The organism is Agrobacterium sp. LAD9, from assembly GCF_003031125.1.
Lineage (GTDB): Bacteria > Pseudomonadota > Alphaproteobacteria > Rhizobiales > Rhizobiaceae > Agrobacterium > Agrobacterium radiobacter.
This window is the reverse complement of record NZ_PHGS01000018.1, coordinates 84035-106911: the sequence shown is the minus strand read 5'-3', so window position 1 is coordinate 106911 and position 22877 is coordinate 84035. Positions and strand designations below refer to the sequence as shown.

General features: G+C 61.7%; 26 protein-coding genes. 12 read left to right on the top strand and 14 right to left on the bottom strand.

The features are described 5' to 3' along the window. Positions 1-7 precede the first annotated feature (7 nt). From DA915_RS19435 to DA915_RS19415, 5 genes are all read left to right on the top strand, one after another. A complete protein-coding gene (locus DA915_RS19435) occupies positions 8-1177 on the top strand; it encodes a Gfo/Idh/MocA family protein (protein WP_107676986.1) in 1170 nt (389 codons plus the stop codon). Positions 1178-1301: 124 nt separating this feature from the next. After that, complete coding sequence (locus DA915_RS19430) at positions 1302-2156, top strand: sugar phosphate isomerase/epimerase (protein ID WP_192886611.1); 855 nt, start codon at positions 1302-1304, stop codon at positions 2154-2156. A 148-nt stretch (positions 2157-2304) separates the two neighbouring features. Next, positions 2305-3990, top strand: coding sequence for a GMC oxidoreductase (locus DA915_RS19425; protein WP_107676984.1), 1686 nt, complete (start codon positions 2305-2307; stop codon positions 3988-3990). Next, positions 3990-4550 carry a gluconate 2-dehydrogenase subunit 3 family protein gene (locus tag DA915_RS19420; protein WP_107676983.1) on the top strand — a complete coding sequence of 187 codons (561 nt, stop codon included), beginning with the start codon at positions 3990-3992 and terminating at the stop codon, positions 4548-4550. The genes DA915_RS19425 and DA915_RS19420 overlap by 1 nt, the downstream gene beginning before the upstream one ends. A 69-nt stretch (positions 4551-4619) precedes the next feature. Further along, positions 4620-5015 (top strand): cytochrome c family protein, encoded by a 396-nt coding sequence (locus DA915_RS19415; protein WP_099086837.1) that lies wholly within the window; start codon positions 4620-4622, stop codon positions 5013-5015. Between the two features lie 70 nt (positions 5016-5085). On the opposite strand, the gene DA915_RS19410 is transcribed toward DA915_RS19415, so the two are convergent. The 3 genes from DA915_RS19410 to nirK all read right to left on the bottom strand — a co-directional run bounded on the left by DA915_RS19410 (position 5086) and on the right by nirK (position 8108). Then, the gene (locus tag DA915_RS19410; RefSeq protein ID WP_003504633.1) at positions 5086-5787 is read right to left on the bottom strand and encodes a Crp/Fnr family transcriptional regulator; all 702 of its coding nucleotides are present in this window, start codon (positions 5785-5787) and stop codon (positions 5086-5088) included. A gap of 149 nt (positions 5788-5936) precedes the next feature. Beyond that, positions 5937-6854 (bottom strand): SUMF1/EgtB/PvdO family nonheme iron enzyme, encoded by a 918-nt coding sequence (locus tag DA915_RS19405; protein WP_107676982.1) that lies wholly within the window; start codon positions 6852-6854, stop codon positions 5937-5939. A gap of 111 nt (positions 6855-6965) precedes the next feature. Continuing rightward, positions 6966-8108: a copper-containing nitrite reductase gene (gene nirK / locus DA915_RS19400; RefSeq protein WP_003504637.1), complete on the bottom strand. Its 1143-nt coding sequence runs from the start codon at positions 8106-8108 to the stop codon at positions 6966-6968. Positions 8109-8344: 236 nt separating this feature from the next. Between nirK and DA915_RS19395 the strand changes: the two genes are divergently transcribed. Next, positions 8345-9577, top strand: a complete 1233-nt coding sequence (locus DA915_RS19395; RefSeq protein WP_107676981.1) for an NnrS family protein — start codon at positions 8345-8347, stop codon at positions 9575-9577. Positions 9578-9659: 82 nt separating this feature from the next. Here the strand turns inward: DA915_RS19395 and DA915_RS19390 are convergent, their stop codons facing one another. From DA915_RS19390 to DA915_RS19355, 8 genes are all read right to left on the bottom strand, one after another. Then, positions 9660-10193, bottom strand: coding sequence for a DUF2249 domain-containing protein (locus tag DA915_RS19390; RefSeq protein WP_107676980.1), 534 nt, complete (start codon positions 10191-10193; stop codon positions 9660-9662). Positions 10194-10271: 78 nt separating this feature from the next. Continuing rightward, complete coding sequence (locus DA915_RS19385; RefSeq protein WP_003504642.1) at positions 10272-10577, bottom strand: DUF2249 domain-containing protein; 306 nt, start codon at positions 10575-10577, stop codon at positions 10272-10274. Positions 10578-10723: 146 nt separating this feature from the next. Continuing rightward, the gene (locus DA915_RS19380; protein WP_107676978.1) at positions 10724-12622 is read right to left on the bottom strand and encodes a nitric oxide reductase activation protein NorD; all 1899 of its coding nucleotides are present in this window, start codon (positions 12620-12622) and stop codon (positions 10724-10726) included. 72 nt (positions 12623-12694) lie between these two features. Continuing rightward, on the bottom strand, positions 12695-13507 hold the full coding sequence (locus DA915_RS19375) for a CbbQ/NirQ/NorQ/GpvN family protein (protein ID WP_080867472.1): 813 nt from the start codon (positions 13505-13507) through the stop codon (positions 12695-12697). Positions 13508-13573: 66 nt separating this feature from the next. Beyond that, positions 13574-14920, bottom strand: a complete 1347-nt coding sequence (locus DA915_RS19370; RefSeq protein ID WP_087746647.1) for a nitric-oxide reductase large subunit — start codon at positions 14918-14920, stop codon at positions 13574-13576. Positions 14921-14944: 24 nt separating this feature from the next. Continuing rightward, the gene (locus tag DA915_RS19365; RefSeq protein ID WP_003504650.1) at positions 14945-15397 is read right to left on the bottom strand and encodes a cytochrome c; all 453 of its coding nucleotides are present in this window, start codon (positions 15395-15397) and stop codon (positions 14945-14947) included. A 178-nt stretch (positions 15398-15575) separates the two neighbouring features. Further along, the gene (locus DA915_RS19360; protein ID WP_107676977.1) at positions 15576-15866 is read right to left on the bottom strand and encodes a hypothetical protein; all 291 of its coding nucleotides are present in this window, start codon (positions 15864-15866) and stop codon (positions 15576-15578) included. Positions 15867-15870: 4 nt separating this feature from the next. Next, positions 15871-16404, bottom strand: coding sequence for a cytochrome c oxidase subunit 3 (locus DA915_RS19355; RefSeq protein WP_107676976.1), 534 nt, complete (start codon positions 16402-16404; stop codon positions 15871-15873). Between the two features lie 137 nt (positions 16405-16541). On the opposite strand from DA915_RS19355, the gene DA915_RS19350 reads away from it, so the two are divergent. Together DA915_RS19350 and DA915_RS19345 are read left to right on the top strand one after the other, a co-directional pair. Next, entirely contained in the window at positions 16542-16697 is a 156-nt protein-coding gene (locus tag DA915_RS19350; protein WP_003504656.1) for a hypothetical protein, read from the top strand. A 12-nt stretch (positions 16698-16709) separates the two neighbouring features. Continuing rightward, entirely contained in the window at positions 16710-17387 is a 678-nt protein-coding gene (locus DA915_RS19345) for an NnrU family protein (RefSeq protein WP_107676975.1), read from the top strand. 4 nt (positions 17388-17391) lie between these two features. On the opposite strand, the gene DA915_RS19340 is transcribed toward DA915_RS19345, so the two are convergent. Genes DA915_RS19340 through DA915_RS19330 form a run of 3 tightly spaced genes read right to left on the bottom strand, consistent with a single transcriptional unit; the run spans position 17392 to position 19912 of the window. Further along, on the bottom strand, positions 17392-17982 hold the full coding sequence (locus tag DA915_RS19340) for a UbiX family flavin prenyltransferase (protein WP_107676974.1): 591 nt from the start codon (positions 17980-17982) through the stop codon (positions 17392-17394). Further along, the gene (locus DA915_RS19335) at positions 17979-19505 is read right to left on the bottom strand and encodes a UbiD family decarboxylase (RefSeq protein WP_192886610.1); all 1527 of its coding nucleotides are present in this window, start codon (positions 19503-19505) and stop codon (positions 17979-17981) included. The genes DA915_RS19340 and DA915_RS19335 overlap by 4 nt, the downstream gene beginning before the upstream one ends. Before the next feature lie 56 nt (positions 19506-19561). Then, complete coding sequence (locus DA915_RS19330; protein ID WP_099086846.1) at positions 19562-19912, bottom strand: DUF488 domain-containing protein; 351 nt, start codon at positions 19910-19912, stop codon at positions 19562-19564. 149 nt (positions 19913-20061) lie between these two features. Here DA915_RS19330 and DA915_RS19325 point away from each other — a divergent pair, with 149 nt between their 5' ends. The 4 genes from DA915_RS19325 to DA915_RS19310 are packed head-to-tail and all read left to right on the top strand — an operon-like array spanning position 20062 to position 22869. After that, positions 20062-20577 (top strand): SCP2 domain-containing protein, encoded by a 516-nt coding sequence (locus DA915_RS19325; protein WP_020809032.1) that lies wholly within the window; start codon positions 20062-20064, stop codon positions 20575-20577. Next, the gene (locus DA915_RS19320) at positions 20568-21545 is read left to right on the top strand and encodes a peptidase U32 family protein (RefSeq protein ID WP_003504676.1); all 978 of its coding nucleotides are present in this window, start codon (positions 20568-20570) and stop codon (positions 21543-21545) included. Before DA915_RS19325 ends, DA915_RS19320 begins: the two co-directional genes overlap by 10 nt. Positions 21546-21550: 5 nt before the next feature. Then, on the top strand, positions 21551-22489 hold the full coding sequence (locus DA915_RS19315) for a U32 family peptidase (RefSeq protein ID WP_099086885.1): 939 nt from the start codon (positions 21551-21553) through the stop codon (positions 22487-22489). Then, positions 22486-22869, top strand: coding sequence for a hypothetical protein (locus tag DA915_RS19310; RefSeq protein ID WP_107676973.1), 384 nt, complete (start codon positions 22486-22488; stop codon positions 22867-22869). Before DA915_RS19315 ends, DA915_RS19310 begins: the two co-directional genes overlap by 4 nt. Positions 22870-22877: the final 8 nt, after the last annotated feature.

Here is a 22877-nt window from a genome sequence, read left to right as displayed (position 1 = left end):
GATAGCCATGTCCTCCGTTACAAAAAAATTCGATAGCCGCCGCATCCGTCTCGGAATGGTCGGCGGCGGTCAGGGCGCCTTTATCGGTGCGGTGCATCGCATCGCCGCCCGGCTGGATGACCGTTACGAACTCGTGGCCGGCGCGCTTTCTTCCGATGCGGCGCGTGCTAGCGCTTCGGCAACGCTGCTCGGCATCGCGCCGGAGCGCTCCTATGCCTCGTTTGAGGAGATGGCGGCGGTTGAGGCCGGTCGTGAAGACGGAATCGAGGCGGTCGCCATCGTGACCCCCAACCACCTTCATTTCGCCCCGTCCAAGGCCTTTCTCGAGGCCGGGATCCACGTCATCTGCGACAAGCCGGTGACCGCGACACTGGAGGAGGCGAAGGAACTGGCCAAAATCGTCGGGGCATCCGACAGGCTGTTCATTCTGACGCATAATTACACCGGCTATGCCATGCTGCGGCAGATGCGGGAGATGATTGCCAGTGGCGATATCGGCAAGCTGCGTCACGTCCAGGCCGAATATGCGCAGGACTGGCTGACCGAAGCGGTTGAAAAGATCGGGGCGAAGGGCGCGGAATGGCGCACGGACCCCAGCCGCTCCGGCGCGGGCGGGGCAATCGGCGATATCGGCACGCACGCTTTCAACGCTGCCGCCTTCGTCACGGGCGAAATCCCCAGCAGCCTTTATGCGGATCTGACCTCCTTCGTGCCGGGCCGGCAGCTGGATGACAGCGCCAATATTCTCTTGCGTTACGAAAGCGGCGCCAAGGGCATGCTCTGGGCAAGCCAGATCGCGGTCGGCAATGAAAACGCCCTGTCGCTCCGGGTCTATGGCGATAAAGGCGGGCTTGAATGGCACCACCGCGTGCCGGATGAGCTGTGGTTCACGCCTTATGGGGAGCCGAAGCGGCTGATCACCCGCAACGGTGCGGGCGCGGGAGCTGCCGCCAACCGTGTTAGCCGCGTGCCGTCAGGGCACCCGGAAGGATATCTCGAGGGTTTTGCGACGATCTACCGCGAAGCCGCAGATGCAATCATCGCCAAAAGGGAGGGAAAAACAGCCGCCGGGGAGGTGATTTACCCCGGCATGGAGGACGGCCTTGCGGGTCTCGCATTCATCGATGCCGCCGTCCGCTCCAGCCAGACCTCGACCTGGGTCAAAATCGACATCTAGGTCGCAGCCTATTGGAGGAGACGACGCAGGGCACCGGAGGCTGTGCCCGGCACCTGCCCGGTCAAGGAGACCGGGAAGGGTGGGCGTGTCGTCACATTGATCAAACGGAAAGGGAGTTACGCGTTTGAAAACGTTCAAGTCAAAACTTGCAGGCATGGCATTCGTCGTCGGACTGGCGGCCGGTTTCGCAAATCCGGTTTTTGCCGATGACAGCAAGACGCTGCCGATCGCCGCGCAGATGTACACGCTGCGCAATTCCGGAACGCTGGAAGAACAGCTTGCCATCCTCAACCGCGCAGGCGTTTCCGCCGTGGAAACGGTGGACATGCAGAAGGTCAGCGCCAGCGAACTGAACACGCTTCTCGAAAAGCACAAGATCAAGGTCATTTCTTCGCATGTGCCGATCGATAAGCTGCGCGGCAATCTCGACGAGGTCATCACCGAGCAGAAGGCCGTCGGCAATCCCGTCGTGACCGTGCCTTTCCTGAAGCCGGAAGACCGTCCGAAGGACGCCGCAGGCTGGACCGCCTTCGGCAAGGAGCTCGGCGGATATGCGGACAAACTGTCTGCGGCAGGCCTCTCCATGGCCTACCACAATCACGACTTTGAAATGGTCAAGTTCGACGGCAAGACGGCGCTGGAACTGCTGCTCGATGCGGCAGGCCCGAAATTGCAGGCCGAAGTCGATGTCGCCTGGGTGGCGCGCAGCGGCAATGATCCGGCCGAATTCCTCGGCACCTTGAAGGGCAAGGTTTTTGCCATCCACGCCAAGGACAATGCGCCTGCGGGAACGGCGGAAAACGAGCGCGGCTTCGCCACACTCGGCACCGGCACGCTCGACTGGAAGACGATCCTGCCGGCGGCAAAACAGGCCGGCGCAAAATGGTTCATCCTTGAACACGACCTTCCGCTCGATGCCGAAGCCGTCGTGACCAAGGGCAATGCGTTCCTGAGCGAACGCCTGCCGACCCTTCAGTAAACACTGCCAGTAAAACCAGAACCGCTCCCCGGCGGCCGGTTCGCCGGGGCGCATGAGGTTCGACAGACACATAACCAGTTTCCGCCGCGTCGCGACGGGAAGCGCTTTGTCCTGTCGTTTTTTCCAAGCTCACATCGGAGGAGTTATCATGGCAAACAATCATTATGATGCGATTGTTGTCGGCTCGGGCATCAGTGGAGGCTGGGCCGCAAAGGAACTCACGCAAAAGGGCCTGAAGGTCCTGATGCTGGAGCGCGGCCGCAACATCGAGCACATCACCGACTATCAGAATGCCGACAAGGAAGCCTGGGACTATCCCCATCGCAACCGCGCCACGCAGGAAATGAAGGCGAAATATCCCGTTCTCAGCCGCGATTACCTGCTGGAAGAGGCAACGCTCGGCATGTGGGCCGATGAGCAGGAAACGCCCTATGTCGAAGAAAAGCGCTTCGACTGGTTCCGTGGGTACCATGTCGGCGGCCGCTCCCTGCTCTGGGGCCGCCAGACCTATCGCTGGTCGCAGACGGATTTCGAGGCCAATGCGAAAGACGGCATCGCCGTCGACTGGCCGATCCGTTATGAAGACGTCTCCCCCTGGTATGATTATGTCGAGCGCTTCGCCGGCATTTCCGGCAGCCGCGAGGGGCTGGACATTCTCCCTGACGGCGAATTCCTGCCGCCCATTCCGCTCAATTTCGTGGAGCAGGATGTGGCCAGCCGGCTGAAGAAAGCGTTCAAGGGCACGCGCCACCTCATCAATTCGCGCTGCGCCAACATTACCCAGGAACTTCCCGATCAGGAGCGCACGCGCTGTCAGTTCCGCAACAAGTGCCGGCTGGGCTGTCCCTTCGGCGGCTATTTCAGCACGCAGGCATCCACCCTGCCTGCGGCGGTCGCCACCGGCAATCTCACGCTCAGGCCTTTCTCCATCGTCAAGGAAATCCTCTACGACAAGGACAAGAAGAAGGCGCGCGGTGTCGAGATCATCGACGCAGAAACCAACCTGACCTATGAATACACCGCCGACATCATCTTCCTGAACGCCTCGACGCTGAACTCGACATGGGTGCTGATGAATTCGGCCACCGATGTCTGGGAAGGCGGGCTTGGCAGCAGCTCCGGCGAACTCGGCCACAACGTGATGGACCACCATTTCCGCATGGGTGCGACAGGCCAGGTGGAAGGTTTCGAGGACTTCTACTTCAAGGGCCGCCGTCCCGCGGGTTTCTACATTCCGCGTTTCCGCAATACCGGCGACGACAAGCGCAAATATCTGCGTGGTTTCGGGTATCAGGGCTCGGCCAGCCGTTCGCGCTGGGAACGGGAAATCGCCGAGCTCAATATCGGAGCCGATTACAAGGAAGCGCTGACCGAGCCGGGCGGCTGGACCATCGGCATGACCGCTTTCGGCGAAATGCTGCCCTACCATGAGAACCGCGTGAAGCTCGATCATGAGAAGAAGGACAAATGGGGCCTGCCGGTCCTCTCCATGAATGTCGAGATGAAGCAGAACGAACTCGACATGCGCGAAGACATGGTCAATGACGCCGTCGAGATGTTCGAGGCGGTCGGCATCAAGAACGTCAAACCCTCCAGGGGCAGCTATGCACCCGGCATGGGCATTCACGAAATGGGAACGGCCCGCATGGGGCGCGACCCGAAAACCTCCGTCCTCAACGGCAACAACCAGGTCTGGGATGCACAGAACGTCTTTGTGACTGATGGTGCCTGCATGACCTCGGCTTCCTGCGTCAACCCGTCTTTGACCTACATGGCGCTGACGGCGCGTGCCGCCGAATTTGCCGTTTCCGAACGCAAGAAGGGGAACCTGTGATGAACAGACGCGAACTGCTGAAACTGATAGCCATTGCCACCGGCCTTCCGCTGATCGGCGCGGATGTCCTGACGGCCGCGGAAAATGCTGCCAAGCCTGCCGGCGCTGGCCATGTCTTTACACCGGAGGAAATCCGCTTTCTGGACGAAGTGGCGGAGACCATCATTCCCCGCACTTCCACGCCCGGTGCGAAGGATGCCGAAGTGGGTGCATTCATGGCCGTCTATGCAGCCGATTGCTACACCGACGAGCAGCGGACACTCTTCCTTTCGGCAATTTCCGACATCGAGAAGCGCAGCCAGACCGAATACAAGAAGGCCTTTCTGGAGCTGACGGCGGAACAGCGGCAGGCGCTGCTTTCGGCGCTGGACAAGCAGGCCAGGGCGGAACAGACACCGGCGAAACCGCACGCCTTCACGCTGGTCAAACAACTGACGCTGCTCGGCTTCTTCACGTCGAAGATCGGGGCCACGGAAGTTCTCGTCTACGACGAGATTCCCGGTGGTTTCGAAGACCGCATTTCCTACAAGAGGGGCACGCCTGCCTGGGGCACGACCTGAAGAGAGAACTGTTGGCCCGTCCGCATTTGTGGACGGGCCACACTCAAGCGGCAAGACAAGGATGACATGATGCGCAATATAATAATCATCGCGGCGGCAATGGTCGCCGCAAGCGCCATTCCCGCTCTCTCGGAGGGCGATGTTGCCAAGGGGGAGACGGTCTTCAAGCGCTGTTCCGCCTGTCACGCCATCGGCGAGGGCGCGAAAAACAGGATCGGTCCACAGCTTAACGGCATCATTGGCCGGGCGGCGGGCGGCGTGCCTGACTATACTTATTCGAGTGCGATGAAAAAAGCGGGCGAGGACGGTCTCGTCTGGACGCCGGAGGAATTGCGGGATTTCCTGAGCGCGCCAAAAAAGAAAATCCCCGGAAACAAGATGGCGCTGGCCGGCATCAGCAAGCCGGAAGATCTGGACAATCTCATCGCCTATATTGAAAGCGCGGCCTCAAAGCCGGTTGAGTGAGAGCCGGGGGCTACCCGGTCGAGGCCCACCCTTGGCGAAGGCCAAGCACATGGAGGCAGGCGCCTCCACTCTACACCTGGCTGGCTTCGCCTTCCGCCAGCTGGGCAAGGCCCGGCAGATTGCAGACCAGAAGCTTCTGCCGCCCGCCCTGCACCAGCCCCTTGGTCTCCCAGCTGCTGAGGATGCGCGAAACGGTGTGCAGCGTCGTGCCGGTCATTTCGGCGATATCCTGACGCGAAATCGGGAAGTCGATACGGATGCCGTCCACCTCCTTGCGGCCCGCCTGCTGCGAAAGGCGCAGCACGGCATGGGCCACCCGGCGCTCCACTTCCTGCGTCGACATTTCGCGGATGCGCGTATGGGCTTCCTCGAGACGCTGGCCGATTGTCTGCATGGCTGAGACGGCAAGATGCGGGTTCTGCTCGACGAATTGCGGCCAGAGATCCGTCTGCCAGGACAGGATCACGCTTTCGGCAGCCGTCGTTGCGGTGCCGGGATAATCGGCCCGCTGCAGCGCCCTTGCGAAACCGAAGAGATCGCCGGGATGCACCACGCGCACGATGATCTGCTGACCGTCATGGGTCACCTGCGTTACCTTCAGACGGCCGTGGATGAGCAGGAAGAAATGCGTGGCCGGCCGGCCCTGCTCGAAAATGGCTTCGCCCGCCGGCACGAGCCGGGATGTGGCGTGGGTCAGCAGTCCGTCCAGCTCATCGTCGGCCATCTTGGCAAACAAGGCCAGCGACCGGATGACGCTTCGGTCAATCTTCACTTGCACCCTCTCCGGTGGTCGGCCGCCGCCACGGTTCCCGCAATGGGCACCCGGGTGTCGGCCTTTTCTGTATCCTCACAATACAGCACTATCACCGGCTGAAGAAGATCAAATGATATGAATCAACTAATTGTTTTAATTGACGATTATCAAGAAATCAGAGCGGCTGCGCGAAGCTTTTCGAGAAGCGGCGCATACCAGCGCGTATCCTTCACGAGCCGGAAACCGAGATTATCAGGCGGCACGCCGACCGCGCAGCCGCCGCTTTTCGGGTTTTTGACGAAGGCGCTCATCGCCGCACGGTGTTTTCCCGAAGCGACGGGAATACCGCAGGAGGCGACGGTATCCAGCATTTCGCCATCCTTGCCAAGCGTCACACGCCGGCTGCAGCTCGAGGTCCATTCCCAGACATTGCCGCCGAAATCGGCAAGGCCATATTCGTTTTCGCCGAAGCTGCCATAGGATTGCGGAACGGGATTGCCCGAGGCCTTGCGGCTGGTCTGCCGCTCGTAGTCCGCCAGCCAGCGCAAGGCCGGGTTCTCACTATCGGCAGCTACGCCAAGCGTCTCGTCAGGAAAAAGCGAGCCGGCGGCGAAGGCCAGTTCAGTATCACTCGGCAGGCGCCAGGTGGTGCCCGTCCGCTCGCTCAGCCATGCGGCATAGGCGTGGGCATCATCCTGGCTGATGCCGGTTGCCGGTATCTCGCCGCCGACCGGAGCGGCAAAGCCGGGTTCCGGCTGCTGGCAGCCGCCTTCGGCGACGCAGCGCGCATAATCCGCGCTCGACACCTGATATTTCATGATCGTCAGATTTTGCCGCATCGTTACGTCGACCATCGGGCCATCGACGGCATAACCATTGCGGAAATATTCGCCTTCCGCCCGGTAGGTGAAACTGCCAGCAGGCACGGTAACGACCTGCGGCGGCGCCATGGCTGCGCGTGGATCAGTGTCGCTGCGGATGATCCCTGACTGGAAACCGATCGCCGTCGCGAGCAGCGTGGCAAGCGAGAGCGGCAAAAGGAGCGAGACGGCATTTGGAAAATGGCTGCTGCCGGGAATGCCCATGGGAACCTGCCTGCGTTTTGGGAACGCCAAAGTTCGGGCCTGCCTTCAGGCCGTAGAGAGCAGAAAGGAAGCGCGCCGCACTCTGTTGGCGGCGGCGCGCTTCCGGGCGCGTTAGATGCTCGACGGAGCGAGCACCGCTTGCATCAGGCTGTTGTTCCACTCACCCGTCACCTTGAAGTGGGCCGCCGCGCCCAGCTCGAAGGCTTCAATGAGGTTGTGGTTGACATAGGCATAGATGCCGGGCTGCTCGAAGGTATAGAAGGCCGCGCCCGCCGTGCCGCCGGGGATGAACCAGGTTTCCTGGTCGAGATCCGGCGGGTTGCGGAATTTGCCCGTCGCCCAGACATAATCGCCATGGCCGCCGATGAGGTGCGGGCGGGTATCGCGGTTCGCCTGCGAATGCACGATCAGCACCTTTTCGCCCACGGCGGCCTGAAGGGCGTGTTCCCCCGTCAGGGCGCCGACTGCGCCGTTAAAGACGATGTGGCTTGGCGTCAGCTTGCGCATGACTTCCAGCGTATCGGCCATGGCGTCGCCGGCGCTTTCATATTTCTTGAAATTGCCGTTCTCGTCGCGGGGGATGTAGAAGTCCTGTTCGCCGACATAATAGACCTTGTCATAAACAAGCTCCTTGCCGTGGCCGTCCGTCAGGCCCTCGCGCGGCAGCACCATGATCGCGCCATTCATGCCCGAGGTGACATGCCACGGCACCATGCCGGGAGGTGCGCAGTGATAGACGAAGACGCCGGCCTTGGTGGCCTTGAACCGCAGGATCGCCTTTTCACCGGGGTTGACGATGGTGAGCCCGCCGCCGCCGAGCGCGCCGGTGGCCGAGTGGAAATCGATATTGTGCTGCAGCTCATTGGTATCGGGGTTGATGAGGGTCAGTTCGACATAGTCGTCCTGATGCACCACCATCAGGGGCCCGGGAACAGAGCCGTTGAACGTCATGGCATGGACCTCGGTGCCCTTGTCGTCGAGGACCATTTTCTGTTCCTTGATCGTCAAGGTGAACTCGACGATCTTCGGTCCGCCTTCGGCTTTCTGCGTATGGGCGTGCACGAAAGGCGGCTTGACGAGATCAACCTTTACGCGAGGAAGCGCTGCAATCTCCGCGCTCGTCAATGGCTTGGCTGCGGCCTTCTTTTCCTCTGCCGCGCTCGCCGCCGATGGTATGACCATGGGGGCTACAGCCCCTGCAAATGCTGCGCCTGCGAGAATATTACGCCGTGTGATGTGGAAGGTTTCCGTCATCATATTTCTCCTGTCCCTCTTAGGGCAGAGCATGTTTCGCTCTGTCACAGCATTTGTAGCGGAGGGGCGGAAATACAATTTGAGATGGAGCAAACTGCGCGTCGGGCCACCTGCGACATTTTGGCAGGCGGTTACGGCTTCATGCGGAGGCGTCGCACCTCCTCTTTGCCTGTTCGCAAAGAAGCGAGACGGGCTTGCGTCTAGACATATGTCAAGACCAAACGAGGAGCATTACAATGAGTGGCAGCCAAACCGTTCTCACCGAAGGGCGCAGCCGGCCAAAGGGCGGCATTCCAAGGGGGCTGGCACGCACCGGCCCGGTTATCTTTTCTTATGGCTTCCGGCCATTTTTCCTCGGCGGCGCCATCTGGGCCATCGTGGCGATGGTGTTGTGGATCGCAGCCCTTTCCGGCCTTGTCGACATCGGCGGAGATTACGGTGCGCCGAACTGGCATTCCCATGAGATGCTGTTTGGTTTCGCTTCGGCGGTGCTGGCCGGCTTTCTACTGACGGCTGTGCCGAACTGGACGGGGCGGCTGCCGGTGTCGGGCAAACCGCTGGTCTGGCTGTTTGCGCTCTGGTGCGCGGGCCGGATTTTCCTGCTCGTGCCGGACACGGTGGGCGTGGTCACCGCCGCAGCCGTTGACGGACTTTTCCTGCCGGCACTTCTCACGATCTGCGCGCGCGAGGTCATTGCCGGGCGCAAGTGGAAGGACCTCAAAGTGCTGGGCGGGCTATTGGCGCTTTCCGTCGCCAATATCATTTTCCATGTGGCGGCGATCGAAGGCGACCTGAGCCAGATGGCGACCCGCCTTGCCGTTTCGGCCTACACCGTGCTCGTCATTATCGTCGGCGGCCGGATCGTGCCGAGTTTCACTCGCAACTGGCTGAACCGTTTCGGCCGCACGGATTTTCCTGTGCCCTATAATGGCTTCGACACCGCCGCCATCCTCACCGGCATCGCGGCGCTGGCCGTCTGGACAATGGAACCCGAGAGCATGGTGGCCGTGCCCACGGCACTTCTGGCAGCTTTCATGCACGCCGTGCGTCTCATTCGCTGGCGCGGCTGGACGACCTGGCCTGAGCAGGTGCTGGTGGTGCTGCATGTGGCCTATGCCTTTATCCCCGCCGGTTTCATCGCCATAGCGCTGGCGGCTCTCGATGTCATGGACACGCGGTCCGTCCTGCACATCTTCACTGTCGGCGTCATCGGCTGCATGATGCTTGCGGTCATGACGAGAGCAAGCCTTGGCCACACCGGACGCAAGCTTGCGGCCAGCAGCGTCACCATCGCAGCTTATGTATCTCTGATCGCCTGCGCGCTCTTGAGACCTGCGGCCGAGTTCTTCCCGGGCGCCATGATGCATCTTTACGCCTGCTCGGCGCTTCTCTGGATCGTCGGTTTCGGTCTCTTCTGCGTTGAATACGGGCCGATACTGATGCGTGAGCGCAAACCGCTGAAAGCGTAGTCGGGTTCGTTGCTAAACCGCCAAAACGAAACGCCCCGGAAGCAATTTCCGGGGCGTTTCGTTATCGAGGATACCCGATGGTTTAATGTGCGCCGGCCCCGGCGCGGATGAAGATGCGAAACGCCGTGCGCGCCTCGTCGAAATTGCCGGCCCATTGATGGCCGCGGGCCAGAAGCTCCGGGTAGAGGAAGGTCGGTTCCTGCGGCATCAGCACGAAGATCACGGCGCCCGGCGCAAGACGGTCAAGTGCGGCAAGCGTACGGCTCGCCTGCCCCCCGGTCGCCTCGTCGCTGAGATCGAGATAGATGACCGGGTCTGGCCATATCTGCGGCTCTTCGGCATTGCCCGCAAGCGCCGGCGAAACGGAAATCTGCTCGGCTTCACTGGATTGCGGCGTAAACAGCACTTCCCAGTCGCCGCCGCCGATTTCCCGGACCTGATGGTTAAAACCGCGCTCGGCCATCACCTTGAACAGCGGAACGGGCCGGAAGGTGGCCAATAATCGCAGCGCCTCACCCGGCGCAAGCCCGGCCACGGCTTCCATGATTGCCGGAAAGGGCTCGCCGCCGCTCTGCAAAAGCGGCCGGACATCGAGTTCCCTGATCATTTCCGTCATTGCTTCACCTCGTTAGTCGGCTGGCGGCGGCATGAGCCGTCCGCCAGAGGTCTTTTCACCATGCCGCAGGCGCTGGGGTCAATGCTCGGATCCGCAGCAGCATTCGCAGCCGGACATATCGTCCTCGGAGCCTTCGGCCTGCTCTTCCAGCCGGCCGATATCGAGACGCCAGACTTCCGGGCCCTGTTCGAGATATTCCCAGCCAAATTCACCGGGGAAATTGGTGGCAAGCTGATAAAGCAGCGGACGGGGATCATGATCGCTGGTGATCTGCAGCGATTGCCCTTGAGCCAATGCGCCGAGCGCGCCGAAAATGCGCGGATGGCGTTCGCGGTGCGGAATGATGCGCACATCGATATTGGTTGCAGTTTGGGCTTCGGACATAGGCTGGCTCCACGGCCGCGGATGGAATGATGTCCGGCGGTGCGGCCGGCCGGCGGACTGGAAAAACCTATCCGCCGTGCGGTTGGGAGACATTGTCGCCGCGCAAATAAACCTGAGATTCGTCAGGTCTGTTTGCGCGACAGGCTTCAGCCGGCAAGGCTGCGATAGATTGCCGGCAGCGCCGATGGCAGCTTCGCTATCCTGCTGACGATGGCATAACCGTTCTGGCCGAACATGGCCGGAATATAGGACTGCGCCTTGCTGTCGACAGTCACCCCGAAGACGCTGACGCCCGAGCGCCTTGCCTCGGAAACGGCACGGCGGCTGTCCTCGATGGCGAAGCGACCTTCATAATGATCGACATCGTTCGGCTTGCCATCCGTCAGCAACAGAAGCAGCTTGCGGCGCTCCGGTCTTTCATGCAGCTTGGCGCTGGCGTGGCGGATGGCGGGACCGATGCGGGTGTAGAAGCCGGGCTTCAGCGCCGCGATGCGACGCTCGATAGTGTGGCCCATCGGTTCATCGAAATCCTTCACTGTCTCCACCCGCACCCAGGAGCGGCGGCGTGAGGTGAAGGTCAGGATCGAGTGACTGTCGCCGCAGGCGGAAAGCCCGTGGGCAAGCACCAGCAGCGCTTCCTTTTCCACGTCCAGCACTCGGCGATTGTCGAACCAGGCGTCGGTCGACAGCGATACGTCGACGAGGATCGTCACGGCAAGATCATGCGCCTGCGGGCGGCTTGCCATATGAATGCGGTCGCTGCCCTGTCCGCCGGCGGCGATGTCGCTTCTGACGCGAACCACCGCGTCAAGATCGAGATCGTTGCCGTCAAGCTGGGCTCGCAGCATTTCGTGACGTGGCCTCAGTACCTCGAACTGCCGCCTGACCCGGCGGATAAGGCTCCTGGTGTCCGGGTCGGGTTCCGGTGCCGTCTCAGCACCCTTCGCACGGGAGGCGATGACCCGGCAATGGTTGGCGAGGTAGGTGCCACTGCGATAATCCCATTCGGGATAGGTCAGTTCCGCCGTCAGCGGCGTATGATCCAGCGCTTCGGGCGGCAGGTCGAGATCGAAGCGGAAGCGGGCGGAAGGACGTCCCTTTCTTTCTCCAAGCGTCATGTCGTCCAGCTCGTCGGCCGCACTGCCGTCGGCATCGTCGCTGTCGTCACCGGGACGGTCGACATTGACCATCTCGGCCATGGCAAGGATCTTTTCGAAACGGTTGAGGATGAAGGGGCTTCGCTCGGTCTGCCGGTTCTCCGCCTTTTCACGCACGGCGATATGGCGGGCCGCTTCCGCCCCCTGCGGCGCGGCGCTCGCCGCCGGCTGGTCTTCGCCCTGCCGCGCCTCGGAGGTTTCGCGCAGCAGCGTGTCCGGCCAGAGCGGAACCGGCAGCATGGGCAGGTAGCGCGGCGGCGCTTTGACCGGGAAGCCGGCGGGCGGTGTGTGGCCCTCGATCCCCGCCGCTTCCGCCAGCATGGAGAGCACTCGTTGTTCCACCTGCTGCTCGGCCTGCGGCAGCGGCCGCTTCTGGCGCACCGCGAGCAGGGCAGCGCAAAGCCGCCGATAACGGGTCTTCATTCCGGGGAAGGCACGGATGACAGCTTCCGCCAGTTCTGCGGCGCTGTCGAGCCGGGCAAGATCGTTGCGCAGCGGGTCGGCGACCATGACCGGTTGAAGCGGCATCATCGCCATGGCGGCCGCGAGCCAGAGATAGAGATCGCGGTTGAGGCGGCGGTCGGGAAACAGATCGAGCACCGGCGGCAGCATCAGCGTGGCGTGATCGCGGCCGGGCTGGGCCAGTTTCTCCTCGCCAAGGCCCATGCGCTGGCGAAGCCTCAGCCGGTGCGTGGAGGTGCGCGCGCGCGCCGGGGCGATCTGCACCGCATGTTCACCGCCAAAACCGCGGAAACAGATGGCCAGCACGGCCTGCATGTCCTCCAGCTTCACGGCATGATCTGGAAAGCGCAACCATGTGCCGGTTTCGCCGATCAGCCTGTGCCAGGCGCGGCCGACGGTTTCTTCCAGTTCCAGAAAGTCCAGCATGGTTTATCCTCATGGCATCGGGCCGGAATGCGCGGGCCTCGCCGCGCATTCCGGTATGGATATAAATGCGCCCTATCGGATGATCGCATCCGCGACTTCATGCAGCGCGGCCTTCACGTCAGGCTCGTCGGTCAGCGGCTCGATCATCGCCGCGCGCACGGCCTGGCGGGCGGGAAGGCCGGTATCGATGAGGCTGGCGCAATAGACGAGCAGGCGGGTGGAGACGCCCTCTTCCAGATCGTGACCTTTCAAGCCGCGCAGCCGGTGGGCGAGATCGACGAGCGGCTCGACATCGCGCGCATCGAGCCCGCTTTCATGCGAAACGACGGCGATTTCCTGTTCCTTGGGCAGAAAGTCGAATTCAATGGCGACGAAACGCTGTCGGGTGCTGGGCTTCAGGCTTTTCAGCAGGTTCTGGTAGCCGGGATTGTAGGACACGACGAGCATGAAGCCGGAGGGCGCTTGCAGAACCTCGCCGGTGCGCTCCAGCGGCAGGATGCGGCGGTCGTCGGTAAGCGGATGCAGCACGACGGCCACATCCTTGCGCGCCTCGACGATCTCGTCGAGGTAACATATGCCGCCCTGGCGCACCGAGCGTGTCAGCGGGCCGTCCATCCACACGGTTTCACCGCCTTTCAGCAGGTAACGGCCGGTCAGGTCGGCGGCGGCAAGGTCGTCGTGGCATGAAACTGTCGAAAGCGGCAGGCCGAGTTTCGCCGCCATATGGCTGACGAAACGGGTCTTGCCGCAGCCTGTCGGGCCTTTCAGCAGAAGCGGCAATTGCCGCACCCAGGCGCTTTCGAACAGCACGCATTCATTGCCGAGCGGCGTGTAGAAGGGGGCATCTGGTAAGGGCGGCGGCGTCGGGCGGAAGAGGGTGTTCATGGTCATCTCCATGTTTGATGGTAAGGAACCGGCTCTCCGGGGGAAAAGGAGAGCCGGTCCGTTTTCTCATTCGGCGGGCTGCACGAGGCGGGCAACGCCACCCTGTTTTTCTTTGCCCGGGACCAGGATTGCCCAGATGAACATGGCCGCCGAAATGAGAACCGCGAAACCCGAGCCGAGGCGGATCCAGTAGAAGATCGCCAGATGGTCCTGCACATCCATGAAGCTTTCGCCCATGACGCGCTGTAGCTGGATCTGCACCACGCCGGCAAAGGTCAGCGCGAAGGTCATCACCGACATGGCCGTGCACATCACCCAGAAGCTCGTCATCGAAAGCCACTGATTGTAAGGCGCGCGCTTTCGCATTTCCGGCACGGCATAGGCCATCATGGCGAGGTTCAGCATCACATAGGCGCCGAAGAAGGCGAGGTGCCCGTGGGCGGCGGTGAGCTGCGTGCCGTGGCTATAGTAATTCACCGACGACAGCGTGTGCAGGAAGCCCCAGACGCCGGCGCCGAAGAAGGCCATGACCGAGCAGCCGATCGACCAGAGCAATGCCGCGCGGTTCTCATGCTTGCGGCCGGCCTTCCAGGTCATGACGAAGGTGAAGATGACCATGGTGAAGAAGGGGGCCACTTCCAGCGTCGAGAAGAGCGAGCCGATCCATTGCCAGTAACCGGGCGCGCCGATCCAGTAATAGTGGTGTCCGGTGCCGAGGATGCCCGAGAAGAGGGCAAGGCCGACGATGACATAGAGCCATTTTTCCACCACTTCGCGGTCGATGCCGTTGAGCTTGATCATCAGGAAGGCGAGGATCGAGGCCATGATCAGTTCCCACACGCCTTCCACCCAAAGATGGATGACGTACCACCAGTACATCTTGTCGAGCGCCAGGTTCATGGGATTGTAGAAGGCGAAGAGGAAGAAGATCGCCAGACCCCAGAGACCGAAGAGCAGGATGTTGATAACAGTGGTCTTGCGGCCCTTCAGCGCCGTCATGGTGATGTTGAACAGGAACATCAGGACGACGAGGACGATGCCGACCTTGATGGCGAAGGGCTGCTCGAGGAATTCGCGGCCTTCATGGATGCGGAACATATATCCGACCACCGCAACGGCTGCGGCCACCAGAAAGATCCAGAACTGCGCGATGGCGAGTTTCGGGCTGTAAAGCTCCGTTTCCGTCTCTTCCGGCAGCAGGTAGAAGGTCGAGCCCATGAAGCCCATCAGCAGCCACACCACAAGGGCGTTGGTGTGGATCATGCGCACGATGTTGAAGGGCAGAAGCTCGGAAAGCGTATTGGGCAGCACGTAGATCGTGGCGGCGACGACGCCGAACAGGATCTGCGCCACGAACAGCCCGATTGCGCCGTAAAAATACAGCATGGCGACTTTTTGTGTCTGGTATTTCATCTCGTCATCTCCTTGCCGTCCACCTCAACCCGCCTCGTTCGGCGGCCAGTTCTGCGTCTTGATCCGGCTCGTCCATTCGAGGAAGTCGACGAGATCATCGAGCTCCTGTTCGGTGAGATTGAACTGCGGCATCTGGCGTCGGCCCTCGATGCCGGTGGGCTGGGCGGCCATCCAGCCCTTGATGGAATCGCGCGCCGCTTGCTTGTCTTCCACGCCGCCATAGCGCTTCCAGACATTGCCGAGTTCAGGCGCGAAATAGGCGCCTTCACCGAGCAGCGTGTGACAGTTGATGCAGGAATTTTTCTCCCACACGTGCTTGCCGCGTGCGACGCTTTCCGTCAGCGTGCTTTCATCCGTCGAGGTGGTGCGCATGTAATAATGGCTATGGGCGGTCAGCCCGACGAATATGACAAAGAAGAAGATGGAGCCGCCGTAAAAGACGTTTCGCGCTCCTGTTTTGGTCAGGCGTTCTGCCATGCCAATGGTCCTTTCCATCCGGAAGACCGCTTATGCGGACTGGCTTGATCGAACCCTCATGCCGGGATTTGCCAGCGGGCTGGCGGAATGCGGTGGGGCCTGAACCCTTTCTAGCCGTTGGCCGCGGGCGTTCTTTGCCTTTTGGCAAACAACGGGAGAGGTGGTGCCGCCGGCCTTTTCAGAGTGACAAAATGCCCTGGACGAATGCCCGCAAAAGGGCTGCGGCGGCGAAGATGGCGGGCCATGCCAGAAGGGCGGCGCGCAGCAGGCCGCGCTCTTCGCGAAAGCCCAGAAAGTCGTCGATGACGCGTCTGGATTTCATGAGCGCGAAAAGCAGCATCAGGCAGGCGGCTGCGACCGGCGGCAGAAACGCCGCCTTCCACGATATGACGACGGCCGTGCCGGCGAGAACGAGAATGGCGAGTGCTGTGAAGCTTCTTGCAAGCTGGCGGGAGGTGCGATGGATCATGATGTCAAACCAGATAAACGACGGGAAAGATGACGATCCAGACCAGATCGATGACATGCCACAGCGTCGTCACCAGCGTGATGTTCTCGTTTTTCGGCCAGCAGGCCACGATAAACAGCAGGATCGCCACGAAGACGACATGCAGCAGGTGGAAGCCGGTGAGCAGGAAATAAAGCTCAAAGAATGCGCCATAGGCGGGATCGGACGCGAAGGCGATTTCGGTGGAATATTCATAGAGCTTCACACCAACGAAAGCGAAGCCCAGAAGGCCGGCAATGACAAGCGCCCGCCTTTTGCCCGGCAGCGCGGTGTGACGGCTGGCCGCCACGGCCGCCTGCCAGCCGCTCGCCAGCAATATAAGCGTATTGAGACCGGCAAGCTGCGGCTGCAGATGCTGGCGCGCGGCGGCGAATGCATCGGGATTGAGGGCGAAGGCGATGATGAATGCGCCGGTCAAAGCGCCGAAGGCGGCAAGTTCGCTCCAGACCAGAATCCACAGGAGCAGATTTCCGCTTTCCTCTTCCGTATTTGTCGCCATGGCCTTGTCCGTAATTGTAAAACAGCAAGCCACGCTTAGGCGTCCTCAAACCCCGCTTCTTTGCGGTCGGTCAAAGAAGGGAGCGCGCAAAGCCCTATTGTCCTGACAAAGCGCAACTCTGGAAAATGGAGCTTCCCATGAACGACGCACAGGTCGGGCTGATTGTCGCAACCCCTGTTATCATTGGCTTTGCGGTACTGTTGTACCGTATGGGAGTATTACAGCGCATGGGCGCGGTTTCCGCCGTTCTTGCCTCCGTGGCGATTGCGTCGGTGCTGTTCCTGAACCAGTGAGAAGGCAGTCGGATGCTTGAACTTGTCGCCGCTCTTTCGCTTTTCGTGGCGCTGCATTCCATTCCCGCCGTGCCGGCCGTGCGCGGCCGGCTGATTGCGGCCATCGGCAGGCCCGCTTATTTCGGCGCCTATTCCGTGGTCTCGCTTCTGACGCTGGCCTGGGTTTTTTATGCCGCGCTGTCCGTCGATTACATTCCGCTCTGGGATGTCGCGCCCTGGCAGGCGCATGTCACGTTTCTGGCAGCACCGCTCGGCCTGTTTTTCGTGCTGGCAGGCCTCCTCAGCGTCAATCCGCTCTCCATTTCCGTACGGCAGGGGCAGAGACCGGGCGCCATTGTCCGCATCACCCGCCATCCGGTGCTTGTCGGTTTTCTGTTCTGGTCGCTGGGGCATGTCGTGCCGAATGGCGACCTGCGCTCCGTTATTCTCTTCGGCGGCTTTGCGCTGTTTTCTCTCGGCGGAATGGCCATGACCGAAAAACGCGCCCGGAAAAGACTGGGCGATGCGTGGAGCGCGACGGCTGCCGGCAGCGCAACGGCTCCCTTCGCAGCAATCCTCTCCGGCAAAACGCGCCTCGCCGTGGACGGGCCGATGCTGCTTGCTGTGGCGCTGACGGCGTTGACGATCTGGTGGCTGCTGGCAGGTGGCCATGCTGCGCTCTTCGGCGCGGACCCTATGGCCTATCTCTGATCGCTCAGGGCGCTTTCACAACATGTGGCTGCCATATAGTAGCCTGCGGCGCGGAAGTGATGCCAAGCTGATCAATGGCGCGAGCGGCCATCTGGTCGACAATATCGGCGATGCTTTGCGGTCTGTTGTAAAAGGCCGGAACCGGCGGCATGATGGTGGCGCCCGCTTCCGTCACCGCGCACATGTTGCGCAGATGGATGAGATGCAGCGGCGTCTCGCGTGTCATCAGGATCAGCTTCCGGCGCTCCTTCAGATGCACATCGGCGGCGCGGGTGAGAAGATTGTCCGAAAACCCGGTTGCAATGGCCGCAAGTGTGCGCATGGAGCAGGGTGCAACGATCATGCCGGCTGTCGGGAAAGAGCCGCTGGCAATTGCCGCGCCGATGTCATCGACGGCGTGATTGACACTTGCGAGCGACAACATCCGCCCCATGGCTTGCGCACCTTCCTCATGCAGCACGGTGCGTCTGGCCGATTGCGACAGGACGAGATGGATTTCGACGCTTTTCATCCCGGCGAGGCGTTCGACGATGCGCAGCGCAATGGCGGCACCCGAGGCGCCGGTAACGCCGACCACGACGCGGCACGGAGTCATGGCCGTTCTCCAAGGCCGAGATCACGCCATATCAGATCGACTTTCGCGATCACGTCAGGTGTCATTGATAGCACGCGGCCCCATTCGCGCTCCGTTTCCGGCGGCAACTTGCGGGTGGCATCCAGCCCCATCTTGCCGCCGAGCCCGGCTTTCGGCGAGGCGAAGTCGAGATAATCAATCGGCGTGTCGTCGATGATCGTTGTATCGCGCGAGGCGTCGAAACGGGTGGAGAGCGCCCAGACGACGTCCGCCCAGTTGCGCACATCAATGTCGGGATCGACCAGAATGATGAGTTTTACATAGCTGAACTGCGGCAGCATCGACCAAAGGCCCATCATCACCCGTTTTGCCTGCCCCGGATATCGTTTGTCGATCGAAGCGACCATCACGCGGTAGGAACAGGCCTCCGGCGGCATCCACAGATCGACGATTTCCGCAAATTGTCTTTTGACGAGCGGCAGGAAAATCTCGAGCATGGCCTCGCCGAGAACCGAGGGTTCATCCGGCGGCCGGCCGGTATAGGTGGAAAGATAGATCGGATTGCGGCGCATGGTGATTGCCGATAGCGTCATGACCGGAAAGGCTTCGACGGAATTATAATAGCCGGTATGGTCGCCGTAAGGGCCTTCCAGCGCCGTTTCCGTTACTGAGACGGTCCCTTCCAGCACGATCTCGGCATGGGCGGGCACCGGCATCGGCACGGTCAATGCTCTGGCGATGCGGCTTTTCGAGCCGCGCAGCAGGCCGGAAAAGCCAAGCTCGCTGATATGTTCGGGAAGCGGCATGACGGCGGCGAGAATTGTGGCGGGATCAGTGCCGATGGCGACGGTAACGGGCATATCCAGCCCGCGCGCCTGCCACAGCCGGTGGTGATGTGCCCCGCCACGATGAGCCAGCCAACGCATGATCACCCTGTCCGGCCCCAACATCTGCATGCGGTAGATGCCGACATTGATATCGTCGGGATCATCAGGCGAACGGGTGATGACCAGCGGCCAGGTGATGAGCGGGGCCGGTTCGCCCGGCCAGCACCATTGCACCGGCAGGTGGGCAAGGTCGACTGCATCTCCCGTCAGCACCCTTTCCTGTACCGGCGCGCGGGAGACGTTGCGTGGCCGCATGGAAAGTGCTGCCCGGAGCAAAGGCAGCTTGCTCCAGGCCTCTGCCATGGTTTTCGGCGGCCGCGGTTCGCGTAATTCTGCCAGCTTCTGTCCAAGCGTGGGCAGGCCGCCCGTTTCCAGCCCGAGCCCCCATTCGATGCGTTGACGCGTGCCGAACAGATTGGCAAGCAGCGGCATCTCCCGCACCTTGCCCTCGTGGTCGACGGGTTGCTCGAACAGCAGCGCCGGCCCGCCCTCGGCGAGTACGCGGCGGTGGATTTCGGTGATCTCGTGCACCAGCGAGATCGGCTGGCGGATTCGCCGCAGCTGCCCACGCTCTTCCAGCAGCCGGACGAAACCGCGCAGATCGGTAGCGCGGGCGGGTTTCTCTTCTGTCTTTGTGTCTGTCGGTTCGTCTCTCATGCCGCTTGTTTGCCGGTGGCAGTGGGGCATGTCCTTGCGCTGCCGCAAATGCGGGTTCAGTGCGAACGAAGATAGTCGGCGAGAACGAGGGCGTGGTTGTGTTCGGTATCGTGGGCGGCATAAAGCAGTGTGACCCGGCCTTTCGCCATCAGCTCCTTCATCTGGGCCACGGCATCGGGGTTGGCCGCCAGTTCCTCATGATAATGCCGGGTGAATTCGCCAAAGCGCGATGGCATATGGGAGAAGTTCTTTCGCAATTCGTTGCTGGGCGCGATCGCCTTCAGCCATAGCGACAGTTTTGCATCTTCCTTACGCATGCCGCGCGGCCAGAGCCGGTCCACCAGAACGCGCGTGCCGTCATCGTCGCTGGCGGGTTCGTAAATCCGTTTGACCCTTATGTCGGACATGGGCGACCTCCTTCGCTTGGCAAGTCCGTGATCTATAGCGCTTTTCATCGTTTCACGCCGGAAAATCACCCTGTCTTTGCGTTCGCTCAAACCGCCATCCGTGCGCCACGGTTAGGTTGCCGCCCGCAACAGAGCCGACAGGACCCTTCATGAGACCTTTTCCCGCCGCCATCGCCACCCCCTTGAATTTTCTGCCGATTGCCGTGGTGCAGCGAGCGACGGCGGCGATGCTGGCGCAGATCATGAAGCGGCATCCGAATATGTTCGTCCGGCTCGGCGAACATCGCAACAAGCGCTACGCTTTTCTGCCTGTCGATCTCCCCTTCGCCTTCATGGTCGAACCCGCAAGTCCTGCCATCACCGTCAGCCGAAAGGGCCGCCTGCCCAAGACGGACGCGGCGGTCGAGGGACCGCTTTTCATGCTGCTTGCGCTGATGGAGGGGCGGCAGGATGCCGATGCGCTGTTCTTTTCGCGTGATCTCAGCGTCACCGGCGACATGGAGGCGATGCTGGCGCTGCGCAATGCGCTTGATGACAGCGGTATCGATCTGCCGCGTGACCTCGGTGCATTTGCCGGGCCTTTCGCGCCCGTGGTAACGCGTGTCGCGAACCGTCTGCGCGGCCACGTTCTGTCCGAAACGCGGGGAGAGCAGGCATGGAACTGATCTGTCCTGCGGGAACGCCCGCCGCCTTTCGTGAGGCCGTGGATGCCGGGGCGGACGCCGTCTATTGCGGCTTTCGTGATGAAACCAACGCCCGCAATTTTCCCGGCCTCAATTTTTCCCGCGAAGAGCTGGCCGACGCCATCACTTACGCGAAGAAACGCGGTGTCCAGACCTTTGTGGCGCTCAACACCTTCATGCGCGCCGGTAATGAGGATATCTGGTATCGCGGCGCGGCCGATGCCGTGAAGGCGGGGGCTGACGCGCTTATCCTCGCCGATTTCGGCCTGATGGCGCATGTGGCGGAAAACCATCCGCAGCAGCGCATCCACGTCTCGGTACAGGCCTCCGCCTCCAATGCCGATGCGGTCAATTTTCTCGTCGATGCCTTCGGCGCGAAACGGGTGGTGCTGCCGCGCACCCTGACGATTTCCGACATCGCCCGGCTGGCGCGGCAAATCCGCTGCGAAATCGAAATCTTCGTGTTCGGCGGTCTCTGCGTCATGGCGGAGGGACGGTGTTCGCTTTCGTCCTACGCCACAGGCAAATCACCCAACATGAACGGCGTCTGCTCGCCGGCAAGCCATGTGCATTACCGGCAGGATGGGCAGGAGCTGGTGTCGGAACTCGGTGATTACACCATCAACCGCTTTCCGGCGGGTGAGGCGGCGGGTTACCCGACGCTGTGCAAGGGCCGTTTCGAGATTGCCGATGACAAGTCCTATGCCTTCGAGGATCCGGTATCGCTTGACGTGATGGACCAGATCGATGCGCTGCGCGAGGCGGGGGTCAGCGCGCTGAAGATCGAGGGTCGCCAGCGCGGCAAGGCCTATGTGGCGGAAGTGGTTTCCACCCTGCACCGGGCGCTTTCCGCCGGTGCCGAAGAGCGCGGCAGGCTGCTCTCACGCCTGCGGCTCTTAAGCGAAGGCCAGCGCACCACCGTTGGCGCTTATGAGAAACGCTGGAGATGAAGGCGATGGTAAAACCCGCAAAGGCCACTCTGGCGCTCGGCCCGGTCCTTTATCTCTGGCAGGGCGAGAAATGGCGAGATTTCTATTTCCGCATCGCCGATGAGGCGCCCGTCAGCCATGTCTATCTCGGCGAGACCGTCTGTTCCAAACGGTTTCATTTCACCGAGCCGCATCTGGCAGAGGTGATCGAGCGGCTGGAGAACGCCGGAAAACAGGTGATCCTCTCGACGCTTTCACTGGTGACGCTGGAACGGGAAAGCCGCCAGCTGCGCGGCCTGATCGCCGATAGTCCCTATCCCGTCGAGGCGAATGACCTTTCCGCCCTTGGCATGCTGCATGGCGCGCCGCACGTCGTCGGGCCGATGGTGAATGTCTATAATGCCGCGACCGCGCGGCTGCTCTCCTCGCGCGGGGCAAGCGCCATCTGCCTGCCGCCGGAACTGCCGATGATCTCGGTGGAGCGCATCGTGGCGGAGACGCCTGATGTGGACTTCGAAATCTTCGCCTTCGGCCGCCTGCCGCTCGCCATTTCGGCGCGCTGCGCCCATGCCCGCGCCAAGGGCAATATCAAGGATAATTGCCAGTTCGTCTGCGGCGACGATCCGGATGGATTGCCGGTCCGCACGCTTGACCGGCAATCATTTCTGGCGCTGAACGGGGTGCAGACGGTGTCGCACACCTGCCAGTCGCTGCTTGGCGAGCTTCAGGATCTGGCCGCTGCCGGCATCGCCCGTTTCCGCCTCTCGCCGCAGGATTGCGACATGGTGGCGGTGGCGCAGATCCATGACGATGTTCTGACCGGCAGGCGGGGTGCGGAAGATGGTCTTGCCCGTCTCAGCCAAATCTATCCGGACGTGCCGTTTTCCAATGGTTTTCACCACGGGCAGGAAGGGGCGGCCTGGATCGCCCGCGCCCGCAACACGGCGCATGGGGTGAATGCATGACGACGAACGGAAAAAACGTGCAATCACAGTCTGCGGCAGCGCCGGGCGGGGCGGATATCGCGGCGGCGATCCATCTCGTGCGTAACGTGGTTTTGCAAAGCGCGCTCGATTGCGGCTGCCGCGACAAGGTGCACGACGCGCTGCGCGAGCTTGAGGATTTCGAGCGCCAGCGCAATGTCGTCAAGCTCCTTGCCGCCGCCCGCGAGGAGCGGCGCAAGATCGGGCTTCTGACCGATATGCTATCGGATTTTGCCGAGGACGACACGGTCGATGAAGGCGTGGTCGAAACGGCGAGCCTGATGTTTCTCGATATCGCCGCCGCCGCGCAGGAGGGTTCGCGCATTCTGCGAGAGGCCCGGTCTCTTAAAACATGCAAATAGCCCCTTGC